Source organism: Streptomyces sp. NBC_00038, assembly GCF_026343635.1.
Taxonomy (GTDB): Bacteria; Actinomycetota; Actinomycetes; order Streptomycetales; family Streptomycetaceae; genus Streptomyces.
In genome coordinates, this window is record NZ_JAPELQ010000001.1 from 4,483,169 (window position 1) to 4,506,258 (window position 23,090).

14 protein-coding genes are annotated in these 23,090 nt (G+C 70.5%); 3 read left to right on the plus strand and 11 right to left on the minus strand.

The window, feature by feature from the left end; all coding sequences use genetic code 11:
* Positions 1 to 2: 2 nt before the first annotated feature.
* Positions 3 to 3,971 carry a polymorphic toxin-type HINT domain-containing protein gene (locus OG219_RS20265; RefSeq protein ID WP_266828419.1) on the minus strand — a complete coding sequence of 1,323 codons (3,969 nt, stop codon included), beginning with the start codon at positions 3,969 to 3,971 and terminating at the stop codon, positions 3 to 5.
* A 457-nt stretch (positions 3,972 to 4,428) separates the two neighbouring features.
* Here OG219_RS20265 and OG219_RS20270 point away from each other — a divergent pair, with 457 nt between their 5' ends.
* The 3 genes from OG219_RS20270 (at position 4,429) to OG219_RS20280 (ending at position 8,176) form a co-directional block, all read left to right on the plus strand.
* Complete coding sequence (locus tag OG219_RS20270) at positions 4,429 to 4,935, plus strand: hypothetical protein (RefSeq protein ID WP_266828421.1); 507 nt, start codon at positions 4,429 to 4,431, stop codon at positions 4,933 to 4,935.
* A 34-nt stretch (positions 4,936 to 4,969) separates the two neighbouring features.
* Positions 4,970 to 7,144 carry a trypsin-like serine protease gene (locus OG219_RS20275; protein WP_266828423.1) on the plus strand — a complete coding sequence of 725 codons (2,175 nt, stop codon included), beginning with the start codon at positions 4,970 to 4,972 and terminating at the stop codon, positions 7,142 to 7,144.
* 189 nt (positions 7,145 to 7,333) lie between these two features.
* A complete protein-coding gene (locus tag OG219_RS20280) occupies positions 7,334 to 8,176 on the plus strand; it encodes an FkbM family methyltransferase (RefSeq protein ID WP_266828425.1) in 843 nt (280 codons plus the stop codon).
* A gap of 94 nt (positions 8,177 to 8,270) precedes the next feature.
* Here OG219_RS20280 and OG219_RS20285 read toward each other — a convergent pair whose 3' ends face one another.
* From OG219_RS20285 to OG219_RS20330, 10 genes are all read right to left on the minus strand, one after another.
* Entirely contained in the window at positions 8,271 to 8,990 is a 720-nt protein-coding gene (locus OG219_RS20285) for a response regulator transcription factor (protein ID WP_266828427.1), read from the minus strand.
* Positions 8,991 to 9,187: 197 nt separating this feature from the next.
* Positions 9,188 to 11,011, minus strand: a complete 1,824-nt coding sequence (locus OG219_RS20290; protein ID WP_266828429.1) for a PQQ-binding-like beta-propeller repeat protein — start codon at positions 11,009 to 11,011, stop codon at positions 9,188 to 9,190.
* Positions 11,012 to 11,084: 73 nt separating this feature from the next.
* Complete coding sequence (locus OG219_RS20295) at positions 11,085 to 12,974, minus strand: PQQ-binding-like beta-propeller repeat protein (RefSeq protein WP_266828431.1); 1,890 nt, start codon at positions 12,972 to 12,974, stop codon at positions 11,085 to 11,087.
* A 373-nt stretch (positions 12,975 to 13,347) separates the two neighbouring features.
* The gene (locus OG219_RS20300; RefSeq protein ID WP_266828433.1) at positions 13,348 to 15,156 is read right to left on the minus strand and encodes an ABC-F family ATP-binding cassette domain-containing protein; all 1,809 of its coding nucleotides are present in this window, start codon (positions 15,154 to 15,156) and stop codon (positions 13,348 to 13,350) included.
* Positions 15,157 to 15,455: 299 nt separating this feature from the next.
* Positions 15,456 to 17,477 carry a nitrate- and nitrite sensing domain-containing protein gene (locus tag OG219_RS20305; RefSeq protein ID WP_266828435.1) on the minus strand — a complete coding sequence of 674 codons (2,022 nt, stop codon included), beginning with the start codon at positions 17,475 to 17,477 and terminating at the stop codon, positions 15,456 to 15,458.
* Positions 17,478 to 17,618: 141 nt separating this feature from the next.
* Entirely contained in the window at positions 17,619 to 18,398 is a 780-nt protein-coding gene (locus OG219_RS20310; protein WP_266828437.1) for an MHYT domain-containing protein, read from the minus strand.
* Positions 18,399 to 18,609: 211 nt separating this feature from the next.
* The gene (locus OG219_RS20315) at positions 18,610 to 19,515 is read right to left on the minus strand and encodes a 4-(cytidine 5'-diphospho)-2-C-methyl-D-erythritol kinase (RefSeq protein ID WP_266828439.1); all 906 of its coding nucleotides are present in this window, start codon (positions 19,513 to 19,515) and stop codon (positions 18,610 to 18,612) included.
* Positions 19,512 to 20,399, minus strand: a complete 888-nt coding sequence (gene rsmA / locus OG219_RS20320; RefSeq protein ID WP_266828441.1) for a 16S rRNA (adenine(1518)-N(6)/adenine(1519)-N(6))-dimethyltransferase RsmA — start codon at positions 20,397 to 20,399, stop codon at positions 19,512 to 19,514. The genes OG219_RS20315 and rsmA overlap by 4 nt, the downstream gene beginning before the upstream one ends.
* A 196-nt stretch (positions 20,400 to 20,595) precedes the next feature.
* Positions 20,596 to 21,969: a resuscitation-promoting factor gene (locus OG219_RS20325; RefSeq protein WP_266828443.1), complete on the minus strand. Its 1,374-nt coding sequence runs from the start codon at positions 21,967 to 21,969 to the stop codon at positions 20,596 to 20,598.
* 190 nt (positions 21,970 to 22,159) lie between these two features.
* Entirely contained in the window at positions 22,160 to 23,032 is an 873-nt protein-coding gene (locus OG219_RS20330) for a TatD family hydrolase (RefSeq protein WP_266828445.1), read from the minus strand.
* Positions 23,033 to 23,090: the final 58 nt, after the last annotated feature.

Sequence of the window (23,090 nt, forward strand, 5' to 3'; positions counted from 1 at the left end):
TCCTACTTCGGATACGCGGTGCGGATCGATCCGTTCGGGTTGACGATCACCTCTACGAAGTAGAGCAGGTCCGGATTGCTCCCCTGGGTGGTGCCGACCGGGAAGTCGAACTCCAGCGTGTGGATGAGTCCGTCCCGGGGCAGACCGGTCGCGGGGTCAACCGTGTTGGGCCTGCCCGTCGTGGTCCGTACCGCTTCGATGATCAGGTCACCGATCTCGTCCGCATCCATGTAGCCCGAGAACACGGTCTTGTCCAACGAGGCGCCCGGACTGCCGATCACGTGGTTCTGGAGAGCGTGCTGGAACCCCTCTCCCTCGAAGAGCGGGTCGCACACCGAGTTGTGGACGAGGACCGGGGTCGGGCCCGCCAGCACGTAGAAGGTGTGAAGGTCCGCGACGGTGAGGTTGTAGGTGGTCTGCCGTTGTGTGAAGGAGCGGTTGTCCTGTACCTGGAGCGTGGACTTGTCGTTGCTCAGGAGGGACATGCCCGGGGTGAGGGCGCCCGCGTCGATCCAATTGTTCTGCGACGGGCTCCAGAACGGGTGCTCGTGCGTCGCGGTGAGCTTCTCGGGACCGGCGCGGGTGGCGATCGTCAGCTCGTTGAAGCTCTTGTCGTCCTCGGTGACGATCTGCCGGGTCACCTCGCTGACGGCTGTCCGCCCGGAGACCGGGTCGGTGGCCAGCACCTGGTCACCCGGGTGGACATCCTCGATGTTCTTGCTGGAGCCGTCTCCCATGAGGACCTTGGTGCCGGCCGGGAAGCAGTTGGTGCAGCCGCGCTTCAGCAGCTTGAGTTCGTCGTAGATCCTGTCCAGCGTCTTCAGCTTGGCGCCGATGAGGGCGTCCACCGCGAGGCCGCTGCAGTGCTCGAAGTCCTTCTTCTGAAGGCAGGCTTCGAACTCGCCGAGGCCCAGGAGCTCCTTCTCAAGGTTCCACAGGTCCTCCATGGCGTCGCCGAACTCCTCGCCATGGGCCAGGATGCCGCAGTAGATCTCGCTCTGCTGGCACCAGCGGGCGAACTCTTCCGGCTCGCAGGGAACAATTCCCTGACCGCACCGGTAGAGCGCGCGGGCGCGGGCCCCTTCGTCGTTCTTCGCCTTCTCCTTGGCCTCGACGGCGGCCTTGCGCCGCGCCTCTTCCTCCTCCCGGTACTTCGTCACCGCGATGGTGAAGGCATCCGTGGCCGCCTTGAGCGCGGCGTCCGCGTCCTTGCCAGCCGCGATCGCCGACTGCCTCGCCTCGGCGGCGTAGTACGCCGCGTTGGACGCGGACGCCTGCGCCGATTCCGAGGAGAGCGTGGCATCGGCTGCCGACCGGGCGGCATCCGAGGCGGCGACATCCGCGCTGTTCGCCGCGGCACGGGCCGTCTTGGCGGACGCCGCGGCGCTTGCCGCCGACGCCTCGGCGTCCTTGGCGTACTGGGTGGCCTCATCGGCATAGTCCTGGGCCTGAGCCGCGGAGTCGTTGGCCTTCTTCGCCCACTCAGTGGCCTCTGCGGCCGCCTTGCGAGCAGTGGCCGCCACCTTCTGGGCGGTCGCGGCGTTCTGCTGCGCGGTGGCCGCGATCTTGGCCGCGTCCGCGATCATCTTCTGGACCTCGGCCACGTGGGTGGCGGTGAGATGGTCCTTGCGCTGGGCCTTGAACTGGCCCGAGACGATGAAGGCGTGCAGCGTCTGCGGCGAGCCCTCCAGCGCGACCCGGGCCGCAGACTTCACCTCCGGACTGCCTGAGTCGATCAGCTGCGCAGCCCTGACCCGCTCGTCCTGGGTCCGCGCGGTGTGCTGGGTGGTCAGGAGGAACACGCTGTACTTCTTCGGGTCCCCGGTGGCCAGGGCCGCGCGGCCGGCGTCGGTGAGGACCGGACCGGCACCGTCGAGGGTCTGGGCGATGGCGACACGCATGCTCTCGGCGGCGGCCTGGTACTGGCCGTTGACTATGAACGCGGTGATCGCGGCGGCATCGCCGTCGAGGGCTGCCTCGGCCGCGTCACGTACCGCGCCGACCTCGCTCTCCTCGGCAAGGCGCTCGACGTAGGAACGGTCTTCCTGCTCCGCGGCGGTCCGCCAGCCGTTGCGCAGGTAGTCGATCACGACCTCGTCGGGACCGCCGAGCGCGGCCTCGGCCGCGGCACGGCCCCACGCCGTCCCGTCCTTCATCGTCAGCACGGCGAGGTCACGACCCTGATCCGCAACGGCCGCGAGATCGGCTTCCGGCTTGGCGGCCTCCACCATCAGCCGGTCCCGCTCCGTGTCCCGGTCGGTGGCCGCCTTCTCCAGCTCGGCCTGTGCGGCGGTCTGGGCCTCGTCCGCCGCCTTGTAGTCCTTGGCGAGCTCGATGCCGGCGTTGGTGCGGCCGAGCAGCTCCTCGGTCTCCACCTCGCGGGCGAGCGTGAAGATCTGCTGAGCCTTGACCACAGCCGCGGACGCCGCGTTCGCGGCCTCGGTCGCGGCGTTGGCGTGCGCCGTGGACCGGGTCGCCGCCTGCGCGGCGTCACCCGCGTGTTCGGCCGCGTCCCTCGCGGCGGCGGCGGCGTTGTTGGCGTGTGTGGCCGCCGATCTGGCGGCGTCCCGCGCCTCGCGGGCCGCGGTGGCCGCCTTACGGGCCAGCGCTTCAGCGGCGGACGCGGCACGGTTGGCCTCATCGGCATGCCGCTTGGCGGTCGCCGCGGCGGCCCGTGCCTGGGCTGCGGCCGCGCTGGACTGGCCGGCGTAGTTGCCGGCTTCCACCGCCGCGTTGGCGGCGAGTGTGGCATTGGCGCCCGCGCCCGCCGCCGAGTGGGCGGCATCCCCGGCCGCATCGGCCGCTACGGCTGCCTGGTCGGCCGCGTCGGCGGCGAGGTCGGCACCATCGGCAGCCTTCTCGGCGTTCTCGGCAGCCTGCCGCGCGGCATCCGCGTTGCCCGCGTCCACCGCGGCATCGGCGGCCGCACTGCGAGCCCGCGACGCCGCCTGGGAAGCACCGGCCGCAGCCGCGGCCGCCTGAGAAGCCGCGTTGGCCGCGACACGCGCCGAGTTGTTCGCGGCGTTGGAAGCCTCGATCGCCCGCTGCGCCGCCGCGGCGGCCTGAGACGCCGCCGTGGCAGCACGCTTGGCCGCACTCGCCGCCTTCGCGGTGTCATCCTTGGCGGCCTCCGCCTCGGACGCCGCCAGCAGCGCCGCTTCCTTCGCCAGCTGCGAGGCCTGCACCGCCTTGGCCGACTCGGTCTTGGCCGCCGCGGTCTCCTTCGCGGCCTGCCGACCCGCCTCCTTCGCCTGCTCGGCGAGCTGCGCGACGGTCGCGTGCTCCTGGTCCTTCGCCAGAGCCACGAACTGACCGACCTCCAGGAACTCCCGGATGTCCTCTGCACTTCCGTTCAACGCGAGCCGCCCGGCCGCCCGCACATTCGTGCCACCCACACTGATGACCTGAACGAGCTGCACCCGCTCGTCCTGCTCACGCTGGACGTACTGCCCCTCCGTCAGAAACGCCCGGACATCCTCCGCCGTACCGTTCAACGCGGCCCGCCCGGCGTCCTGCACGACGGGCCCACCCGCGTCGATGATCTGGGCAACCCGGACCCGGTCGTCCTGCTCCATCGGAGCCTGCCAGCCCGACTGGAGGAACAGCCGCAGGTCGGTCGCGGAACCGGCAAGCGCCGTACGGGCGGCCCCGATCAGCTGCGTGCCGCCCACGGAGGCGAGTTGGGCGGCGGACACACGGTTGTCCTGGAAAGCGATGCCGTCCACTGCCGTCAGAAAGGCCACCACGTCCGCGTCGCTGCCGGTCAGCGCGGCCTCGGCGGCTGCCTTGACACCGGGGCCCTTGGATTTCCACAGATCCACGACCCGGCCGCGGTTCGTCGGTGTAACCGCCGCCAGCGCGGCGATCTCCGCACTGTCCGCGGGGAGTTCCTCAGCCGCGACGGGCGAGGACCCCAACAGGCCCGCGGCAAGGACCAGGGGCAACAGGCCCAGTGCCATCGCGCGTATCACGCCCGAAGCCCTCCCTGCCAGACCCGACCCGTTCGTTCTTCGATTCATCAGGAACCTTTCTCCGCCATCGGCAACACACACCGCCGTTCGCTGAATATCCGCGACGCGCGTATAACGCTCGCGATTTTACGTCGAAACAAATATCCCAGCCACTGGGTTGATCAAGCAGAATGAGCCACACTTTACCTTTCCTCCCCATTCTGCCCATCAATCCGACTTTCGGTGCGGGCATCCGCGAATAGGCCCCACCAGACCTTGCCGAACTACACAGATGAGCAGGTGAAAGTTCGTCAATTACTGGTAGATAGTGGATAGTTCGCCGACTCTCTGCGCGGCAAGAATTCGCTTGACGATCGACAAAACGGACGACTATTCTGCAGACCGACTTTACGTTTTCGTTACTTATCAGGCGACGGCCTTGGGTTATTCGACCCGCCGTGCCCGAAAGGAGTGTGCGGTGACCATCCGCACTCGAAGATTCCTGATTTCCGGAGTTATCTGCGCCCTCGCCGCGGTATTCGGAATTCCGCTTGCCATCGCCGACGACTCCGCCGCGCAGGCTGCGGCAGACGTCCCGCCCGTCGCGGTGGAGGACTACAACTACCCCGGCGCCGCCGACATCCTCACGACCGAGGGCATCCAGCTGAAGCGGGGCGACGGACACGTCCTGCTCGTGGAGTGCGACACCGTGCCCGACCAGATCACCGTCTACACGATCCGCGACGACTCGGTCGGCCGTAAGGGCGAGTACTGCTTCCAGGCCACCGCCACCACCGGATACCTCACCCTCGAACTGCCCCGCGTCTTCGGCCTGGAGACCGGCACCCACCCCATCAGCGCCGACCTCACCGCGAACGGCGCCACCACCACCGTCGACGTCCCCGTGGACGACTTCGAAAGCGTGGGCGAAGGCGTCCTCGGCGGCGCCCGATCCGTCCTTGTCGAGATCCGCGTCACCGGCTGACCCGGCCGCGCCCACCGTCAAGGAAGCGAGAAACGTGAACTCCGTACGTCCCAGACGCGCCACGACCGCCGCCCTGCTGGCCGCCGTCGCCGCGAGTGCCCTGGTCACCGCCCCGGCCAACGCCGTTTCCGGCGACGCCGCCCCCGCCGACAGCTACGCCTTCACCGCCGACCTGGCCATCGGCGCCGACGAGAGCGCCCGCTCCTGCACCGGATCCCTCGTGGACCCGCAGTGGATCCTCACCGCCGCGAGCTGCTTCGCCACCGACCCCGAGACCGCCACCGTCGCCGCGGGCAAACCCGCGCTCAAGACCACCGCCAGGGTCGCCGGGCAGACCGGCGCGGTCGTGGAACTGGTGCCACGCGCCGGCCGTGACGTCGTGCTGGCCCGCCTCGCCCGCCCTCTCACCGGGATCACCCCGGTCACCCTGTCGGCCACCCCCGCCACCGCCGGAGAGCAGCTCAAAGCCACCGGGTTCGGCCGCACCAAGACCGAATGGGTGCCCGGCACGCAGCACACCGCCGCGTTCACCGTGGACTCGGTGGGGGCCGACGACATCGCCGCCACCGGAGTGGACGCAGCCCTCTGCAAGGGCGACACCGGCGGCCCACTGCTTCGCGAGACAGGCGGCACCACCCAGCTCGTAGGCGTCAACAGCCGCTCCTGGCAGGGTGGTTGCTACAACGAGAAGGAAACACGCACCGGCGCCCTCTCCTCCCGCACCGACGACCTGGTCGCCTGGGTCGCCGACAAGGTCGGCGCGACCCGCGTGACCGACTTCAACTGCGACGGCGTCGAGGACGTGGCGGCCGGTGACCCCAAGGCCTCCGTGGCCGGCCTGGCGCAAGCCGGCCTGGTCAAGGTCGTCTACGGCGCGGGCAAGGGCAACGAAACCCTCACCCAGGACCTCAGCTACGTGCCGGGCGGTGCCGAGGCGGGCGACGAATTCGGCACCGCGCTTGCCGTGGTCGACTACGACGAGGACGGCTGCACCGACCTGGTGGTCGGCACCCCCCTGGAGGACCTCGTCGTGGAGACGGACACCGGCTGGGTGACCATCCTCTACGGCTCCCCGAACGGAGTGGGCCAGGACAAGCCCGCGCTCAACCTCCAGCAGGGCAGCACCGGCACGGGCGACATGCTGGCGCGGCCGTCCGAGACGGACGACCGGATGGGCAGCTCGCTGGCCGCCGGTCAGACCGCCATCGGTCAGCCGTACCTGCTCATCGGCGTACCCGGCAAGAACCTCAAGGGTCATGTGGACGCGGGACTCGCCTACTACCTGCGCGGATTCTCCAGCGTCTCGATCCACCTGGACTCGGACGGCGTGACGGGCTCCATCAGCGCCGGCGACCAGTTCGGCGCCTCGGTCGCGGGCTCGCCGAACCACATCGCGATCGGCGCCCCGGGCGAGACGGTCGGCACCAACGCCGACGTCGGCTTGGCGGCAGTCTTCGTGCACGAGATGGCCTGGGACGGCAGCGGCATTCCCCACCCGGTGGAAAGCATCACCCAGGACAGCACCGGCGTCAGCGACGCGGGCGAGGCCGGCGACCTGTTCGGCTCGTCGCTCTCGATGGTCGCCCACCGCCCTTCCGGCGCCGCCACGGCGACCGACTCGGTCCTCGCGATCGGTGCGCCCGGAGAGACCCTGTGGGTCGGCACGAACTCCTTCCCGCAGGCTGGGTTGGTGACCACGGTCCGGGTCGGCGCGGCGGGCGCGGTCACCGAGCTGGCCAGCATCCACCAGGGAACCGCGGGCGTGAACGGGGGCTCCGCGACCGGTGACGGTTTCGGCACGCAGGTAGCCGCCGCGAACACGGCGCCGAACGCGACCGGCACGGCCTCGACCATGCTGCTGGCGGTCGGTGTACCGGGTAAGGACATCGGCACGGTCGCAGACGCGGGCATCGTGCAGACCTTCTCGCTCCTGGGCGCGCCCGGCGACACCGACCACTGGGCGGAGGCCGGCAATGCGACCGGTCTGCCCGGCACCCCGGGCGCATCGCAGTTCGTGGGCAAATACCTCAACGCCACCGGCACGCACCTGTGGATCGGCATGCCGCACGGCCCGGCCGAACGCGGCGCCGTCCACGGCCTGCCGTGGTCGAACTTGACGGGCGGCACGGTCGGAACGGTGACGACGTACCAGCCCGGCCTGGGCGGCATGCCCCTCACCGGCAAGGCCTTCGGCATGGCGATCCGCTGATCCACCAGTTCCAACGGGCCCGGAAGGAACATTCCTTCCGGGCCCGCTCGTCTCGCCCAACTCCTCCGCTGCATGAAGTCGGGAGCTGCGAACCGTTTCCGAACTCGCCACCGGGACGACCGTTTACGTTCATCCACTGGGATTCCCCAAGCAGGCGACAGGCCATGGCCACAGCTCTACGATCGCGTAATGCGCCTCTCCGAGCTCGAAGAAGCCAACGCCCGTACGTTGGCCCACTCCACCACCGTCCGGCCGGTCGCTGCGGGCGAGATCATCCGTACTCACCGCAAGAAGTACCCGTACCGCGGCTACGTCGAGATCGACTCTCCGTACTGTCCGCCGTTCGTCATGTTCTGTGTGAACGATGACGCGGTCGCCCTCGAAACGCTGTGGAACGGGCATTTCGGCTACGAGCCCGGCACGCTCGGCACCTGGGCACGGCTGGCCGAGCAGAGCGCGACGATCGCCGACGTCGGTGCGCACGTCGGGTACTTCTCGATGATCGCGGCGCTCGCCAACCCCGCCGCGAAGGTGCACTCGTTCGAGCCGGTGGACCAGGTTCACGCCCGCCTCGCGGTGAACGTACGGTCGAACGGCGCCCAAAACGTGAAGCGTTACCAGGCGGGCATATCCAGCGAGGCCGGTTGGGCCGACATCAGCGTCCGCTTCTCGGCGAACCTCCTGTCGACGGGCTCGTCCCTGGAGCAGGTCCCCGACGGCGCCGAACTGAAGCGCATCCAGCTGCTGACCCTCGACGAACTGTTCGCCGACACCAAGCTGGACCTCATCAAGATCGACGTCGAGGGACACGAGATGTCGGTCCTGAAGGGCGCCCGGCAGGTACTGAAGCGCGACCGGCCGAACGTGATCCTGGAGGCGCTGGTCAACGCGCCGCTGGACCCGCTCCTCGATGAGTTCGGCCCGCTCGGCTACGAGTGCAACTGGATCGCCGAAGCCGACGGGGCGCTCGTTCCGTCGACCGAGCCCCGGCCGAAGGGCACGCGGAATCTGCTCTTCACGCCCATCGACTAGGGCGGCCCGGGGCCGCCCACCACGAGCGCCGGGGAGGGCCGGACGTATCGTCCGGCCACGCCCCGGCGTGGTTACCGCTACCGCTACCGCGCGGCTACGGCGTATGCCTCGGATCCTGCGGGTGCGGGACGTCGACGGACGACAGCGTCACCGGCCCCGCCCGGTCCAGCAACCCCGTACGGGCCGCCAGCGCCGCCGCCTCCAGGCGTGAGCCCACCCCCAGCTTCATCAGCACCCGCTGGACATGGGTCCGTGCCGTGGACGGTGCGATCCCCATGCCGGCCGCGATGAGCCGCGTGTCCTCACCGTCCGCGACCCGCACCAGGACCTCGACCTCCCTCGGCGTCAGCATCTGGAGCAGCCGCTGACCCTCGTCGTCGGGCTGTGCCGCCGGATTGAGCAGTTCGCTGAAGGCGCCCTGGAGCAACTGCGGGGCGACGGCCGCCTCCCCCGCTCTCGCCTTCATGATCGCGCGCTCGACGCCCTCTATGCGTTCGTCGTGGCGTACGTATCCGGAGGCGCCGGCCGCGAACGCGGCGGCGATGCCGCGCGGGTTCGGGACCGGGCCCAGTACCAGGACCGCCACCTGCGGGCGCTCCTTCTTGATCCTCACCACCGGGTCGAAGATTCCCGGCTCGGCGGGCGTCGCCGTACCGATCAGGCACACCTCGGGTGCCCGTGTGATCACCAGCTCCGCCGCCCCCGCGGCGGGCGCGGCCGCGGCCAGCACCCGGTGCCCGCGCAACTTCAACGCCGAAGCCAAGGCCTCGGCGAGCAGTCGGTGGTCGTCGACCACCATGAGCCGCACTCCCATCGAGCAACCCCCCAGTTCCCCCAAGCATCCCCACTGGTTCCCCGTGGATTAGGAGCCCCCCGGCTCTCCATCACCCGGAAGCTACACGCTTGTTCGACGTTGCGCTTCCCCTACTGGAGAGAAGTGCCCCGGATTACCGAAATTCCTCGCATTCGGGAGTGATGAGAGGTTCAGACCGACGCGGCCGGGTCCGCCGCCTACCGGGTGCCGAACCCGAGCGCCGTGTACTCCTTCTCGTCCGCCGAGTACGGCTTGCTGATCAGGTCCTTGCCCATGAAGAGGCGACCGCCGGTGAACAGCAGCTCGGAGCTCTTGGGGACCATTCCGCTGATCGCGCTCAGCACGCTGTCGCCGGCCGGGGTCTCCAGCATCGTCGTCTGCTTCAGCGACTCGCCGTCCACGGAGATGACCTGCGGGCCGACGTCGGTCGAACCGTCCTTGTACACAAGGACGTTGCCGCCGTCCATGCGGAACGGGAAGATCTCGTTGCCGTCGCCCGCGTCGATCTTGTCGCCGGTGGTCTTACCGGTGGCCAGCGAAAAGGAGATGATCTCGTTGGTCAGGCCGTACTCGCCGGAGCCGTCGTGCTGCCTGGTCGGAACGTAGAGCTTGTCGTTGCCCACCACGATCGCCTTGCAGGCGTACACCTCTCCGACACCGCAGTCGTGGTCGTACTTGCCGTCCTCCAGCGTGATCTTGACCCGCAGCTTTCCGTTGTCGTCCAGCGAGAAGACGTCCGAGGCACCGGAGGCCGTGATGTCGGCGGAGTCCACACCGAAGACGACGGGCTTGGTGGAGATCACCTTGGCGTTGTCGATGCCGCTGGGCAGCTTGTAGGTCCACTTCACGCTGCCCGACTTCGGGTCGAGCAGCTGAACCTCGTACGTCTCACTGCCGTAGTCACCGCACTTGCGGACCGCGACCAGCTGTTCCCCGCCCGCGTAGCCGACGTCCGCGCACGTGTCGACCTTCGGCTGCCACAGCGCCTTGCCGGACTTCACCTCGAAGGCGGCTCCGCCGTCGTAGCCGCCGCCGACCGCGACGGTGGTGCCGGAGATGGTGACTTCCTCGAACGCCGCCTTCCGGCCGCTGATCGCCGCGGTCTTCGTCCAGAGCTGCTTGCCGGTACTCACGTCGAAGGCGGTGACCTGCGTGCAGTCCTGGTGATCGCCCTCGCTGTTGCGCTTGGCCCCCTCGGTGACCACGGCGGCGATCCCGTCCGCGGTGACCTCCCGCGAGCCCGCGCAGGTCTGGCCGGACAGCGGGAGCGTCCACTTCTCACTGCCGGTGTCCGGGTCGTAGCCCACGATCTCGTTGACGCCGCTCTTGGCGTACACCGAGTCGGTGAGCCAGGAGCCCACGACGCTGTCGATCTGGTCGTCCTTGACCTCCGGCGCGGGCACCTGGAAGAGGACCTTGGCGGCCGGGTCGGCCGGAGCCTTCTCCAGGCCGGTGCCGCCCGAGCTGTCCTCGCCCGTGTCGTCCTTGCCGCCGGTGCCGCCGGTGGTGTCCGAGGAGTTGTTCTTGCTGTCGTCCCCGCCGTCCGTGCCGGAGGAGTTCGCGTACCAGACACCGCCGCCGACGATCAGCGCGACGGCCACCACGGCCGCCACGATGATGACCACCGAGCTGTTGAACTTCCCCCCGCCGCCTCCGCCTTGGGGCTGCGGCGCGTAGGGAGGCTGCTGCTGCGGGTAGCCGTACGGCGGCTGCTGCTGGCCCGGGTAGCCGTAGCCGGGCCCCGGCTGGCCCGCCGGGGGCGGGTTCTGCGGATAGCCGTACGACTGCTGCGGCGGGGTGGGCGGGGCCGCCTGCGGGTAGCCGTACCCAGGGCCCTGCGCGGGCGGCGGCGGGGGCGTCGGGGCGCCGAAGCCTCCCGGGGGCGTGCTCTGCGGCGCGCCGAAACCACCCGGAGGCGGGTCCTGCGGTGCGCCGAAACCACCCGGGGGCGGGTCCTGGGGCGCGCCGAAGCCGCCCTGCGGGGGCTGGTTCGGGGGCGGCGGGGGCGGCGGCTGGGTCATGACGTGTGTACCTCGGGAGTGGGGACGAAGGAGGAGGTGGGCGGGGAGATCTGAGAGCTGAGGTCGAGGCCGGTCACTCGCCGAACGCCAGCATCAGCTTCTCCTTCTCCTCGCCCGTGCCCGTCAGGCGGGTGGTGGAGATGTAGAAGCGCCCGTCCACGTAGTCGACCGTCTTCGAGTAGAAGCCGTTCTCGATGTCCGCGGTGCCCGCCGGGTTCTGCAGCAGCTTCGTGGCCTTGTGGCTGCTGCCGGTCGTCGGGATCGACACGACCTGGCCACCGCCGTCGTACGACGGCTGGACGTACGCGAGGAGATTCGTGCCGTCCATCCTCAGCGGCAGCATCGACTCCTCCGCCGGGGACTTGACGCGCCACTTCTCCTTGCCGGTGTCCAGGCTGATCGCGACGATCTCGTTGGGTCCGGTCGTCGCCTCGGTCGGCAGGTAGAGGGTGTTGGCGTCGGCGGCCGTACCCGCACAGCCCTGGAGGTCACGGGCGAGGATGGCCCAGCCGCACTCCGGCGCGAAGGACTCGTCGACGTCGACCTGGGAACGGAGCGTGCCGTCGTTCTTCAGCGTGGAGACGTTCCACTGGTCCTTCTCCTCATTGGTGAGGTAGAGGACGACGGGGTCGACGGAGTAAGTGCGCGCGACCGTCCAGCCCTTGGGGATCGTCTTGGTCCACTTGACCTTGCCGGTCTTCGGGTCGAGCTCCTGCACCTCGTCGTGCTCGTTGTCGTTGCCGGCGCCGCAGGAGGCGACGGAGAGCAGCTTGGTGCCGCCGGTGAACGCGGAGGGGTAGCAGGCCTGCCCGTACTTCTCCTTGTCCCACAGCTTCTTGCCGGTGGCGGCGTCGTACGCGGTGCCCGACATCGAACGGCCCACCATCAGGGTGTCGCCGACGAGGGAGAGCTCGATGGACAGCGCACTGTCGAAGAGCGCGCCGTCGGCGACCTTCGCGGTCCAGCCCTTCGCACCGGTGGCGAGGTCGATCTCCTGGAGCTGGTTGCACTTGGCGCTGTCGCTCGCACCGCTCATGTAGGCGACGACGATCTTCTCGTCGGACGTCTTCTGCGGGGTGACCGCGCAGATCTTCTGCGGGAACGCGAGCGCGTCCCAAGCGGGCTGCCCGTCACCGACGTTGTACGCGAAGAGCTGCTTGTACGCCGCCTTCACCGCGACCTTGTCGGTGATCCACAGGCCAGGAGCGTCGGCGCCGGAACCGGGGGCGTCGGGCGCCTCCTTGTACCAGAGCACCTTCGCCTCACCGGCCTGCCGGCCCTCGTTGAGGTTCTCGGGGTCCTCGCCGCCGTCGCCGCTGCCGTCACCCGGGTTGACCGGGTCGCCGGAGCCGGTGGCCTTGCCGTCGTCGGCACTCTTGTCCGCGACCGGCTTCTTGCCGTCGTCACCGCCGCTGCTGCTGACGGCGAACACGGTGCCGCCGATGACGAGCAGCGCGGCCACCGCGGCGCCGATGATCACCGCGGGCTTGCCGCGGAAGGGGTTCTTGGAACCGCCGGGGGGCGGGGTGCCCGGTGCGCCCGGGTACTGCGCCTGGGGCGGATAGCCGTAGCCGGGGTGCTGGCCGTAGGGGCCTGGCTGTCCGTACGGGCCCGGCTGCTGCGGCTGGCCGTAGGGTCCCGGCTGCTGCGGCGGCTGGCCGTACGGGCCCGGTTGGCCGTAGGGGCCGGGCTGTTGGGGGTAGCCGTAGCCGGGCTGGGGTGCGCCGGGGGGCGGCGGAGTCTGCGCGGGCGCGGGGGCGTGCGGGGGTTGCGCGGGGGGCGGCGGAGCGCCTTGCGAAGCGCCTTGCGGCGGGCCCGGAGGGGTACCTGGCGGCGTGTTCGGGGGCGCGCCGAAACCGCCCTGCGCCCGCGGATCCTGCGGCGCGCCGAAACCACCTTCCCCCGGCTGGTCCTGCGGTGCTCCGAAGCCGCCCTGCGGCGGCTGACTCGGCGGCTGACTCATCAGCGCGTCCCCCTCTTCACTGATGTGGCGCCCCACCGGCGGCGCTGGATTCCCGCCATACCCGGTGGTTCTCAGACTTTTCTCAGACGGCTCTTTCTATCACTGTGACGGCCCATGACACCGGGCCGGTGCTCCCCCTGTTCCCAAGGGAGGACCGGCCCGTGATGCCCTCGTTACGCGCCTTCACGGGGCCTTCACGCCCTGCGCGCGGCACCCTCGCGGGGGCAACACGCGCGGGTGTCGTGAGGCACGCGCGGGGCGCGGGCAACTACCGTGCGCGGCAAGCGAATTGCGCCCGCCCGGCGTGCACGGCGCACGCGCCCCGGCTTACGCGTCCTCCGCGCCCGCTGGTGTTACGCGCACCCGCCCCGACCTAAGCGTCCTCCGCCAGCTCCAGCCAGCGCATCTCCAGCTCCTCGCGCTCGCCCACCAACTCCCGCAGCTCGGCGTCGAGTTTGGCGACCTTCGCGAAGTCCGTGGCGTTGTCGGCGATTTGGGCGTGCAGCTTGGTCTCCTTGTCGGAGACCTTGTCCAACTGGCGCTCGATCTTCTGAAGCTCCTTCTTGGCGGCGCGGGCGTCCGCGGAGGAGGCGGCCTTGGTGGTGGTCGCCGGCACGGCGGCGAGCACGGCGGCGGCCGCGACCTCCTCCATCTTCCTGCGGCGCTCCAGGTACTCGTCGATCCCGCGCGGCAGCATCCGCAGCGTGGCGTCGCCGAGCAGCGCGAACACGTTGTCCGTCGTCCGCTCGATGAAGAACCGGTCGTGGGAGATCACGATCATCGAACCGGGCCACCCGTCGAGCAGGTCCTCCAGCTGGGTGAGGGTCTCGATGTCGAGGTCGTTGGTGGGCTCGTCGAGGAAGAGGACGTTGGGCTCGTCCATCAGCAGGCGCAGCAGCTGAAGCCGCCGCCGCTCACCACCGGAGAGGTCCCCGACGGGCGTCCACTGCTTGTCCTTGTTGAAGCCGAACGTCTCGCAGAGCTGCCCCGCGGTCAGCTCGCGCCCCTTGCCGAGGTCGACCCGGTCGCGGACGGCCTGGACGGCCTGCAACACCCGCCAGGTGGGGTCGAGTTCGGCGACTTCCTGGGAGAGGTAGGCGAGCTTGACGGTCTTGCCGGTGATGATCTGTCCGGCGACGGGCTGCTTCTCGCCGTCGCTGCGGGCGGCCTCGGCCATGGCCTTCAGGAGCGAGGTCTTGCCGGCTCCGTTGACACCGACGAGGCCCACCCGGTCGCCGGGGCCGAGGTGCCAGGTCAGGTGCTTGAGCAGCACCTTGGGACCGGCCTGGACGGTGACGTCCTTGAGGTCGAAGACGGTCCTGCCGAGCCGGGAGCTGGCGAACTTCATCAGCTCGGAGCTGTCCCGCGGCGGCGGCACGTCCGCGATCAGTTCGTTGGCGGCCTCGACGCGGAAGCGCGGCTTGGACGTACGGGCGGGGGCGCCGCGCCGCAGCCAGGCCAGCTCCTTGCGCACCAGGTTCTGCCGCTTCACTTCCTCCGTGGCGGCGATGCGCTCACGCTCGGCGCGCGCGAAGACGTAGTCCGAGTAGCCGCCCTCGTACTCGTACACGTCGCCCTTCTGCACGTCCCACATGCGTGTGCAGACCTGGTCGAGGAACCAGCGGTCGTGGGTGACGCAGACGAGGGCCGAGCGGCGCTCGCTCAGGTGCCGGGCGAGCCAGGAGATGCCCTCCACGTCCAGATGGTTGGTCGGCTCGTCGAGGATGACCAGGTCCTGGTCCTCGATGAGCAGCTTCGCCAGGGCGATGCGGCGGCGCTCGCCACCTGACAGCGGGCCGATGACGGTGTCGAGTCCCTGCGGGAAACCGGGCAGGTCGAGGCCGCCGAACAGGCCCGTCAGTACGTCCCTGATCTTGGCGTTGCCCGCCCACTCGTGGTCGGCCATGTCCCGGATGACCTCGTGCCGGACGGTGGCCTCGGGGTCGAGGGAGTCGTGCTGCGTCAGTACGCCGAGGGTCAGCCCGCCGGAGTGCGTGACCCGCCCGGTGTCCGCCTCCTCCAGCTTGGCGATCATCCGGATGAGGGTCGTCTTCCCGTCGCCGTTGCGGCCGACCACGCCGATGCGGTCGCCCTCGCTGACGCCGAGGGAGACTCCGTCGAGCAGTGCACGTGTGCCGTACACCTTGCTGACGGACTCCACATTGACCAGGTTGACGGCCATTTCTCTCCTGACAAGGGGGACGATCGACCCTCAAGGGTAGTCCGCGAGCCGCCATGGGCTGAGCCGAGGCTTTCTTCGCCCCCTCCGCCCCTACCCGTCCCTTGTTCCTGGGGCTCCGCCCCAGACCCCGCCAAGGGGCTCCGCCCCCTGGACCCCCGCTCCTCAAACGCCGGAGGGGCTGAATTTTTCAGCCCGTCCGGCGTTTGAGGACGAGCGCGTCAGCGCGATACGGGGGTCTGGGGGCGGAGCCCCCAGGAACGGGACGGGTAGGGGCGGAGGGGGCGAAAAACCGCCGTTCCTCAGGCGCCCCCGCCAGAAAGCCGCTGTCGCGGGATCAGCGCCGACGCCGGAGCCAGCGACCGCCCCTGCCCACCACCCTCGGCGATCGACCGGTCGTGCACAGGCATGTCGTCCCGCATCAGGCTCTCCGGGATGAAGACGGCCCCGGTGACACCCCCGTTCGGCGTCTGCCGGAGTTCGACCCGCAGACCCTGCCGCTCGGCCAGCCGGTTCACCACGAACAGCCCGATCTGCTTGGCGTCGAGAAGGTCGACCCGCTGGGCCTGGATCTTCCGGTTCGCCTCGGCCATCGCCTCCTCGTTCATGCCGAAGCCGCTGTCCTCGACCTCGACGAGCACACCGTCCCGCAGCCGGGCGGCCTTCAGCTGCACCTTGGTGCTGGGCGGCGAGAAGGCGGCGGCGTTCTCGACGAGCTCGGCGAGAAGGTGGATCACGTCGGCGACCGAGCCGCCGGCGACCGAGACACGGGGTACGGCCCAGATCTGGACGCGCGTGGCGTCCTCGATCTCGGCGACGGCGGCACGCAGTACGTCGGACAGCGCGATCGGCGTACGCCACCCACGCCCCGGCGCGATCCCGGAGAGGATGAGCAGACTCTCGGAGTGCCGCCGCATCCGGGTGGCGAGGTAGTCGACCCGGTACAGGTCCTGCAACTCCATCGCGTCCCGCTGCCGTTGCTCCATGGCGGACAGCAGATCCAGCTGCCGGTGCAGCAGCACCTGGCTGCGCCGGGCGAGGCTGACGTACACCCCGGAGATCCCGCTCAGCAGCTCGGCCCGCTCGGACGCGGCCTTGAGCGCGGCGCGCTGCACGGCGGTCAACGCGGTGCCCACCTGGGCCAGTTCGTCACCCACGAGTCGCCGCATGGGCGCCTCGGCGTCGATGTCGACGCCCTGCCCGGCGTGCAGCCGGCGCATGGCCTGCGGCAGCCGACGACCCGCGACCTCCAGCGCGGAGTTCCGCAGGTCGAGCAGTTCGACGATGAGCCCGCGTCCGACGAGCACGGAGACGAGCAGCGACAGCAGTACGCCGATCAGCCCCAGGAGCATCGCGACGCCGGACGCGCCGAGCGTGGCCCAGCCGAACGGGTTCGCCTTCGCGGCGGCGGCGGTACCGGCCCCCGCCTCGGCCTTGGCCAGCCCCTTCAGCACGGCGGAGACGGAGTCGTCCCAGCCCGCCAGAAGACCGCCCGACACAGCGGAGGCCCCGGGCCCGGCGCTGCGCACCCGGTTCTCGACGGCCTGCAGCTTCCCGTAACTGCCGCCCGTCAGAACGGTGTTGTACGCCGCCCGGTGCGCGGCCTTCAGGTCGGCGACCGCGGGCTTCAGCAGCGAGCGCTGCGTGGCGACGGCCCCGGCGAACAGCGCGTACTGGTCGGTCGTCAGCGACCCGGCCCCGCTCCCGGCGGCGAGCAGCGCCTGTTCCTGGGCGAGGGCCTCGCGGCTGCGGGAGAGTTCGAGGACGACGCGGGCCTCGGAGGTCGCGTCGGTGGTCTCGTCGCCGGTGAGCGCGCCGGTGACGGAGAAGCCGTGCTCGACGATCGCGGAGTACTTCGTGAACGCGGCGGAGGGCTTCGCCCCCTCCACGCCGACCTCGGTGCGCAGGGCCGACAGCCCGCCCGCGTCGGATTCGAGGCGGTCGAGTCGGCCGGGCAGCGCCGCGTTGAGCAACTCGGCGTCGGAGCCGCTCGCGTCGACACCGGTGAGCAGCGCGGTGGCGGCCTTGTCGGTGGCGGCCCGCGCGGTCTCCAGGGCGGCGAGGCTGCCTGCGCCCGGTGCGGCCACGTAGCGCAGGGTGGCGGTCCGCTCGCCCTGCAGGGTGGTGACGAAGTCGCCGACGGGGGTGAGGAGTTCGGAGTTGACGTCCTTGGCCCGTTCCAGGTCGCCGATGCTGGACGCCGTGGTCACGGCGGCGAAGCCCCACAGTGCCATCAGGGACACGATGGGCAGCATGAGCAGGGCGACGATCTTCGCGCGAACGGATCTGGGACGCAGCCGGTCGGGCGTGCGGAGAACACGCATGGGGGGACCTCGTTCAGGGGGAGTTCAAGCGACGTACGGAAGGGGGGAGTTCAGGCACGTACGGGCGGTGCGGGCGCCCAGACCTTGAAGAGCTCAAGTGAGGGACAGCTGAAGTGAGGGACAGCTGAAGCGGCGGACAGATCAGGCGGTGGACAGCTCGACCTGGCGGAGCAGTTCGGCGGCGGCGGCCGACTCGTGTCGCTTGCCGGTCGGGGACAGTGCGACGTACGCGGAGGTCAGGAAGAGGAACGAACCGAGCACCACGGCGAGCGGGAAGATGAACTCGGTTGCCGTGGCCCCGGAAAGCGTCGCGCTGCTGGGCGCGAGGCTGATACTCACGGCCCACATCCCGGTGTAGTGCATGCTCACGACCGCGAGACCCATGACGAGCGCTGCGAGGGTCGCGAGGACGGGCCCGCGCACGATGAGGGTGAGCGTCAGCGCGGCGCTCGCGGCGACGACGGCGATGATGACGGAGGCGATGACGAGCGTGGGGTCGTACTCGACCGTGGCGTTCAGGTTGAGCGCGGCCATGCCGGTGTAGTGCATGGCGGCGACGCCGAGCCCGGTGCCGATCCCGCCGAGCGTCACGGCCCGTACGCGGGAGCGCCCGTACCCGGCGGTGAAGACGCCCGCGCCGACGACCGCGACCGCCATCAGCAGGCTGAGCACGGTGAGCGGGACGTCGTACCGGATCGGTGTCCCGTCGACGGAGAAGCCCATCATCGCGATGAAGTGCATGGTCCAGATGCCGGAGCCGATGGCGATGGAGGCCATCAGCAGCCAGTTGCGTTTCGAGGCGCCGTCGGCCTCAAGTGCCCTGACCGTGCAGCGCAGTCCGAGCGCCGAACCGACGCAGGCCATGGCGTAGGACAGAACCGGAGTGACCCATCCGGCGCTGAAGTGGTCCATGTGTCCCATGGGGAAACCCCTCTCGTCCGGCGAGCGGGCATGGCCGCGCACACGGAAGTACCGCCGGTAACAGGAGACCGGGGACGCCTGATCATGCCAGCCTCCGCTGAGGGGCAGATGGCGCGAAAGGGACCATGGGGGGCGATAGATGAGAATAAAACTACGGTGACGTAGGTTACACGAGGCTCTGCATATTTATGCAGGTCAGATGCAGGTCAGGTCAGTGACCGAGCACCGTGGCGCCCGGCACCGCTCCCGACGCCGTGCGCACCGTCCGGCAGGTGCCGGTGGCCGAAAGCGCCTCGGCCACCTTGGCCGCCGACTCCGGATCCCGGGCGAGGAACGCCGTGGTCGGGCCCGAACCCGAGACGAGTGCGACGAGGGCACCGGCGGCGCGGCCGGCGGCCAGGGTTTCGGCGAGCTCCGGGAAGAGCGAAAGCGCGGCGGGCTGAAGGTCGTTGGAGACCGCTGCGGCGAGCGCGGCGGCGTCCCCCTTCGCGAGAGCGTCGAGCAACTCCTGCGAGGCGACGGGCTCGGGGATCCGTACCCCCTCGTTCATCCGGTCGAACTCCCGGAACACCGCCGGGGTGGACAGCCCGCGTCCGGCCATCGCGAACACCCAGTGGAAGGTCCCGCCGACATCGAGCGCCCGCAGCCGCTCGCCCCGACCGAGGCCCAGCGCCGCCCCGCCCACCAGGCTGAACGGCACGTCGCTGCCCAACTCGGCGCAGATGTCGAGGAGTTCCTCGCGCGAGGCGTTCGTACCCCACAGGGTGTCGCAGGCGAGCAGCGCGCCGGCTCCGTCGGCGCTGCCGCCCGCCATGCCGCCCGCGACGGGGATGTCCTTGGCGATGTGGATGTGCACGTGGGGGTCCACGCCGTACCTTCGGCCGAGCTCGATGGCCGCCCTGGCCGCCAGGTTCGTCGCGTCGAGGGGGACCTGGTCGGCGTCCGGGCCCGAGCAGGTGACGCTCAGCCGGTCCGCCGCCGTCACCGTGACCTCGTCGTACAGGCCGACCGCGAGAAAGACGTTGGCCAGGTCGTGGAAGCCGTCGGGGCGGGCGCCGCCCACCGCGAGCTGGACGTTGACCTTGGCGGGGACGCGTACGGTCACGGTCTCGGTCACTTGGCCGTGGACTCCTCGTTCTCGACGACACGGTTCTCGGCGATGCGGGCGAACTCTTCGACGGTGAGGGACTCGCCGCGTGCCTGCGGCGAGACCCCGGCGGCGACGAGCGCGGTCTCGGCGGCCGCGGCGGACCCGGCCCACCCTGCGAGGGCGGCCCTGAGCGTCTTGCGCCGCTGCGCGAACGCCGCGTCCACCACCGCGAACACCTCGCGCCTGGACGCCGTGGTCTTGATCGGCTCGGTCCGCCTGGTGAGCGCCACGAGCCCGCTGTCGACGTTGGGCGCCGGCCAGAAGACGTTGCGCCCGATGGAACCGGCCCGCTTCACGTCCGCGTACCAGTTGGCCTTCACCGACGGGACGCCGTACACCTTCGAGCCGGGCGGGGCCGCGAGCCGGTCCGCCACCTCGGCCTGCACCATCACGAGCGTGCGCTCGATGGTGGGGAAGGTTTCGAGCATGTGCAGCAGCACGGGAACGGCGACGTTGTACGGCAGGTTCGCGACCAGCGCCGTGGGCGCGGCGCCGGGCAGCTCCCGTACCTGCATCGCGTCGGAGTGCACGAGCGAGAAGCGCCCGGCACGGGTCGGCATGCGCGCGGCGATGGTCGCGGGGAGCGCTCCGGCGAGTACGTCGTCGATCTCCACGGCGACGACCGCGTCGGCGGCCTCCAGCAGCGCGAGGGTCAGCGAGCCGAGCCCTGGGCCCACCTCGACGACCACATCGTCCGGGCGTACACCGGCGGTACGCACGATGCGGCGCACCGTGTTCGCGTCGATCACGAAGTTCTGGCCGCGCTGCTTGGTGGGCCGCACGCCGAGGGCTCCCGCGAGTTCGCGGATGTCGGCGGGGCCCAGGAGGGCGTCGGGGGTGGGGCTGGTCACGGAGTAAGGGTACGGGTGGAGCGGGGCGGGGTGGTTTTTCGCCCCCTCCGCCCCTACCCGTCCCGCACTTCCGGGCTACGCCCGGTTTCAGCCCGTCCGGCGTTTGAGGGCGAGCCCTTCGGGCGAGCGGGGGTCTGGGGGCGGAGCCCCCAGGAACGGGACGGGAAGGGGCGGAGGGGGCGAAAAAACCCACCCCTCACCCCCGCAACCGCGCCCCACAATGCGGCCAAGGACTCGCCCCCCGCCGCACATACAGCTTCTTCGCCCGAAACGTCTGCTCCGCCGCAGGCGCGTCCTGCGGCCGCCCCGCACCACCGAGCCCCTGCCACGTCCGAGTGTCGAACTGATAGAGCCCGCCGTACGTACCGGAGGGATCCACCGCCCCGGGCCGCCCACCCGACTCACACGCAGCAAGCCCCGACCAGTTCAGATGATCGGCCCCGCCGACGGACGTAGGCAGCGGCTTCGTCCCGACCTTCACCACCTGCGCCCGAGGCTCCCGCACCACCTCGGACTTCACCCGCCGAGGCTTCTGCTTGACCCCGTTCACGGTCCGCAGGAGATACGTGACCCGCCGCGCCCCCGGCTGCCCGGCCCGCTCGACCACCTCGGTCCCCCGGAACAGCGAGGAGTCCTGACTCCGCTCCACCTCGAACGGAATCGGCTCCTCGCGGACCTCCTTGGTCCCGGTGACCCGCATGACGGTGACGGTCTGCCCGTCGCGCGGGAAGCTCCCGGGCGCGACGGAGGTGGTGTCCTGCCCGTGCAGCGTGATCCCGGCCTCGTCGAGGGCCTCGCGCACGCTCGCCGCGTTCGTACGGATCGTCCGCGCCCGCCCGTCCGCCATGATCGTCACCGTGCGCTCGGTGCGGACGTCGAGGGCCAGCCCGGCGCGACCGATCCGCTGGGAGCGCGAAGTCGACAGGTACGCCCCCTCCGCACGCACCCCGAGCTGCCTGAGCGCCCCGTCCACCGTGTGCGCCGTCGTCCACACCTGGCGCCGCTGCCCGTCGAGGGTGAGGCGCACAGGGCGCCCGTAGTGGACCGCGACCTCGTCACCGCTCGCGAGCGCCGAGCCGGGGGCGGGCGCCACGACGTCGTGCGCTCCCACGTCCACGCCCTCGTCGGCGAGCAGTTCGGTCACGTCGTCCGCGAAGGTGTGCAGCGTGCGCGGCTTCCCGTCGACGCTGAGCTCGATCGCCTTGTCGTTGGCGACGAAGGCGGAGGTGCCGCCGGCCAGGAACGCTACGACCAGCGCCTGCGGGAGCAGCCGCCGCAGCGGGTCGGGAAGCTCGCCGGTGCGCCTGCGCCGGGCCGCACGCCGGGCTTCGGCACGCCCGCCGGGCCGCGGAGCGGCGCCCTCGGCGGCGACCTGCCGGGGCAGCCGGGGCTCAGTGGGAAGGTCGGACTCCGGCGCGTACGAGCCCGCGTACGCCTCGTACGCGGGCTCGTACGTGTCCGGGTAGCCGTGGCCGGCAGACGGCTCGTAGTCCTCGTACGACGGGCCGACCGCTCCCGTCGTACCGGCTGTTCCAGTCGTTCCGTACGTCTCGTACTGCGAGTTGCTCACGACGACACGCTCCAGGGAGTCCGGTGGAGTAAGAGGTGCGCCCGCAGGGCTCGTTCAGGGTGGTGGCGGGAGACGGGTGGGCGACCAGAACCTAGCGGAGCGGTCGTCACTCTCCAAAGCAACGCGGCTACGCTGTGTCGCGACACTGCCCTGAGGTGCGACCGGGAAGAACCCCCGGAAGCGTTATGCGTCAGTAATCAAACGCACGCGCGGTGTTCGCGGAGATCGAGGTCGCCAGCGCATCCTCGTCGATGCCTCGCACCGCGGCCATCGCGCGGACCGTGACCGGAATGAGATACGGCGCGTTAGGCCGTCCGCGGTACGGCGCGGGGGTCAGGAAGGGCGCGTCGGTCTCGACGAGGACGAGCTCCAGGGGCGCGACGGCGAGCGCGTCACGCAGCGGCTGGGCGTTCTTGAAGGTCATGTTGCCGGCGAAGGACATGAAGTAACCGGCACGGGCGCAGACTTCGGCCATCGCGGCGTCACCGGAGTAGCAGTGGAAGACGGTCCGCTCGGGGGCGCCCTCCTCCTTGAGGATGCGCAGTACGTCGGTGTGGGCGTCGCGGTCGTGGATGACCAGGGCCTTGCCGTGCCGCTTGGCGATCTCGATGTGGGCCCGGAAGGACCGTTCCTGCGCGGCCTTGCCCTCGGGGCCGGTGCGGAAGTGGTCGAGCCCGGTCTCGCCGACACCCTTGACCTGCGGCAGAGCGGCCAGCCGGTCGATCTCGGCGAGCGCCTCGTCCAGCGCACCGTCGCCGCCCGGCGCCCGCTCCCCCTGCCGGGACCATCCGTCGGGGTCGCCGTGGACGATACGGGGCGCTTCGTTGGGGTGCAGCGCGACCGTCGCGTGGACGGCGTCGTACGCGGCAGCCGTCTCGGCGGCCCAGCGGGAGCCGTTCACGTCGCAGCCGACCTGGACGACCGTCGTCACCCCGACGGAGGCGGCCTTGGCGAGGCCCTCGTCCACCGTGCCCGACTGCATGTCGAGGTGGGTGTGCGAGTCGGCTACGGGCACGCGCAGCGGCGCGGGGAGGGGCGGGGCTTCGGCAGCGGAGGAGGGCATGCCCCGATCCTACGAAAGGGGCATGCCCGGCATCACCCGAGCCCGGTCCCGCGCCGGG